The organism is Pinisolibacter sp. (assembly GCF_036782435.1).
Lineage (GTDB): Bacteria > Pseudomonadota > Alphaproteobacteria > Rhizobiales > Ancalomicrobiaceae > CALBKH01.
In genome coordinates, this window is the sequence record NZ_DAIPZB010000104.1 from 1 (window position 1) to 2,980 (window position 2,980).

3 protein-coding genes are annotated in these 2,980 nt (G+C 68.7%); 1 reads left to right on the forward strand and 2 read right to left on the reverse strand.

The features are described 5' to 3' along the window. Positions 1-184: 184 nt before the first annotated feature. Complete coding sequence (locus tag V7Q42_RS21335) at positions 185-1,378, reverse strand: DUF932 domain-containing protein (RefSeq protein WP_333826286.1); 1,194 nt, start codon at positions 1,376-1,378, stop codon at positions 185-187. Positions 1,379-1,557: 179 nt separating this feature from the next. Beyond that, the gene (locus tag V7Q42_RS21340) at positions 1,558-1,734 is read right to left on the reverse strand and encodes a hypothetical protein (RefSeq protein ID WP_333826134.1); all 177 of its coding nucleotides are present in this window, start codon (positions 1,732-1,734) and stop codon (positions 1,558-1,560) included. A gap of 338 nt (positions 1,735-2,072) precedes the next feature. Between V7Q42_RS21340 and V7Q42_RS21345 the strand changes: the two genes are divergently transcribed. Next, the gene (locus tag V7Q42_RS21345; RefSeq protein WP_333826287.1) at positions 2,073-2,969 is read left to right on the forward strand and encodes a tyrosine-type recombinase/integrase; all 897 of its coding nucleotides are present in this window, start codon (positions 2,073-2,075) and stop codon (positions 2,967-2,969) included. Positions 2,970-2,980: the final 11 nt, after the last annotated feature.

Consider the following 2,980-nt stretch of genomic DNA (forward strand, 5'->3'; position numbering starts at 1 on the left):
GATCTTCGGGGAAGTCTTGGTCATGGATCCTGCTCCACGACGAGCGCCGAGAGACTCTCTCTTCGGCCCGAACTCGTCACGAAGCGCAGCGCCGCCCTCTTCCTCTCGAGGACGGCGCCGCAGGGGCGGAAACACGGGCGGGGCAGGGAAGCGAGGATGAGGAGCTCCCCCCCCGCCCTCGGGATCAGGCCGCCCGGTCGAGCAGCTTCTTCGCCTTCGCCTCCATGTCGAGGCGGGCATCCTGATGCGGCTTGTCGCGGGCGACCGCCGTGATCCCTTGCACGAAGTCGAAGATGCTCGCCGGCGGGTGGCCCTCCTCGGCGAGCACCGTCTCGATGATCTTCGCCGTCTCGCCTTTCGAGAAGCCACGGCGCCGCAGGAAGTCGCCGCGGTCCTCGTCGGTCTTGGCGACGATCCGCTCCCGCGCCGCCCGGATGCCCTCGACGAAGGGGCGGGGCGACGAATTGGCGAAGTTCATCAGCGCCGGCGCCGCCTCGTGGGCGAAGCGTGAGGCGGCGTATTTGGAATGGCGGATGGTGATCTCCTCGAAATCCTCGACGCCCCACAGGTTCCGGTTCTGACACACGGCGCGCAGGTAGAAGCTCGCCATGCCGAGCGTCTTGGCGCCGACCTCCGAGTTCCAGCAGTAGAAGCCGCGGAAGAACAGGTCGGGCGAGCCGTCGGGCAGCCGCCCCGCCTCGATCGGGTTGAGATCGTCGACCAGAAACAGGAACACATCGCGGTCGCTGGCATAGAGTGTCGTCGTGTCCCGGGTCGCGTCGACGCACGGGTTGTAGATGCCGGTCGACCAGTCGAGCACGCCCGGGATCTTCCAGCGCGTGTCGCCGGTGCCGTTGCCGGCGATGCGCTGCACCGCCTCGACCAGCTCGTGGTCGTAGATGCGGCCATAGTCCGGGCCGGTGACCGCACGCAGCTCGACCCTACCGTCGTCGGTCTCGAGCGTCTTGATCTGCTCGCCGCGGTGGGTGCCGAGCCCATACTGCAGATTGATGCCGGCGAGCGCGGCGGGGAGCTGACGGAGGTAGGCGGCCGGCGCACCGACTTGGGCGGCGAGCTGGCCGAAGCTCCAATGCGTCGGAACGACCGGCGCCTCCGCCCCCGGCAGGATCAGCGCCAGGCGCTCACCGTCGCTGCGGTTCGCCTCGAACTGGATTAGGTCGGTCGCGACGACGCGGGTACGGCTGCGCTCCGACCGGTCACGCACGGCGCGGCCCAGATCGCCGAGCGACAGGAACCGCTCGTCGTCAGGCCGCGAAAACCACTCCGACGACACCCGCCCGACCCGCTCGCCGCGCGTCACATCCACCTTGTAGCCGCCGCTCGCCTCGCGCCGCGCATCGAGAACCTGCATGTTCATGGAACCGATCTCCGCGACGGGCGCCGGAAGACCCTCTCTCCGGCCCTCACCCGTCACCGACCTGCCGTCCGCCCTCTCCCTCTCGCGGCCTCCCGGCACGGCGGGCGCCCGAGGGGCGGGCCTCGGTCGCCGCGGCACGCCTCCTTATCGGGGCGCCTTCGTCGCGTGGGGAAGCGGGCTCAATGAGCCCGCCACGGATCGTATTCGGCGAGGACCTCGACATCGTCGCCCTCGTCGAGTTCGTCGGCCGGCAGGACGCCGAATTCGGCGCCGGAGCGAAAGAGAACGACCGGGACCATCAGGGTACGGGCGAGATCGAGCGCATGAGACCGAGCGAGAGCGAGATCGTGGGACACGGGGGAGGCTCCATCCGGGAGCGGGGCCGATCCCCGCTCGGTGGCGCCCTGTGGTCGAACCCCGGCCGCGATCACCGAACCGGCCCCGGTCGGTCGGCGGCACGCATGCGTAGCCGACCCCGAAGCGGGTTGATCGTGGAAGGCAGGGGTTCGACGGGATGCCGTCGATCAGAGCGGAGGTCGGTTTCGCTTCTCGTCGAGTGCCTTCACGGCCTCATCGAACCGACAGCAGTCCAGAGCTGCATCGCAGCGCGACCCGCACCCTGCACGCGGATGAGGAGGAATTTCAGCCGTGGTAAGCCTCCGAGGCAACCTTCCCCGTCTCCGGAGCAGAACCCATGGACCTCCTCGCCGCCTCCGCCGCGTTCCTGCGGCATTGCCGAACCGGTCGCGACCTCTCGGCCAACACGATCAAGGCCTACACCCAAGATCTCGGCGATCTCCGACGCTACCTCGCCGACGGCGCTCACGCCTCGCCTGCCACCGCTTCGGGTCTGACCGCCTATGCCGAATGGCTGATCGGCCCACGCGGGCTCGCTCCGGCCACGGTGAAGCGACGCCTCGCCTGCCTGCGCGCGCTCTTCGCCTGGGCCGAGCGGCGAGGCGACATCGCTGCCTCACCGTTCCGAACCGCCGAGGTACGGATCCGCCTGCCCAAGCGCCTGCCGCGTTGCCTCACCGCCGTGGAACTGCGGCGCCTCTTCACCGCACGTCGTGAAGCATCGGCACCGATCGCTCTCGCGATCCTCCTGCTCTTCACCACCGGGATGCGCGTGGCCGAACTCACGGCCCTGCGGGTCGGCGACATCGACCTCGAGCGCCGGACGTTGCGGGTTCGCGGCAAAGGCAATCGCGAACGGCAGGTCTTCCTGACGTCCAGCGAAGTGGTCGGCGAGGTGCGTGCCTTCATGAAGGACCAAGGGCTGCATCGCGCGGCACCAGCAACGCCACTACTGCGAAGTGAAGTCGGTGGCCGGATATCGACCGACCGCGTCCGCCGGGGCTTACGCCGTCTCGCCGAGCGCGCCGGCCTCACCCGCCGCATCACGCCCCACATGCTGCGTCACTCGGCGGCGACGAGCCTCCTCGAAGCCGGCATCGACATCCGCTTCGTCCAACGCCTCCTCGGCCATCGCTCAATTTCGACGACGGAAATCTACACCCACGTCAGCGACGAACGGCTGAAACAAGCCGTTCTGAAGGCCAACACCCTGGGGAGACTGCGAGTGGGATAACTGGGAATTAT

Excerpts from the sequence above, each read along its gene's own strand:
- V7Q42_RS21335 (WP_333826286.1), bottom strand. The coding sequence starts at position 1,378 with ATGAACATGCAGGTTCTCGATGCGCGGCGCGAGGCGAGCGGCGGCTAC.
- V7Q42_RS21345 (WP_333826287.1), top strand. The coding sequence starts at position 2,073 with ATGGACCTCCTCGCCGCCTCCGCCGCGTTCCTGCGGCATTGCCGAACC.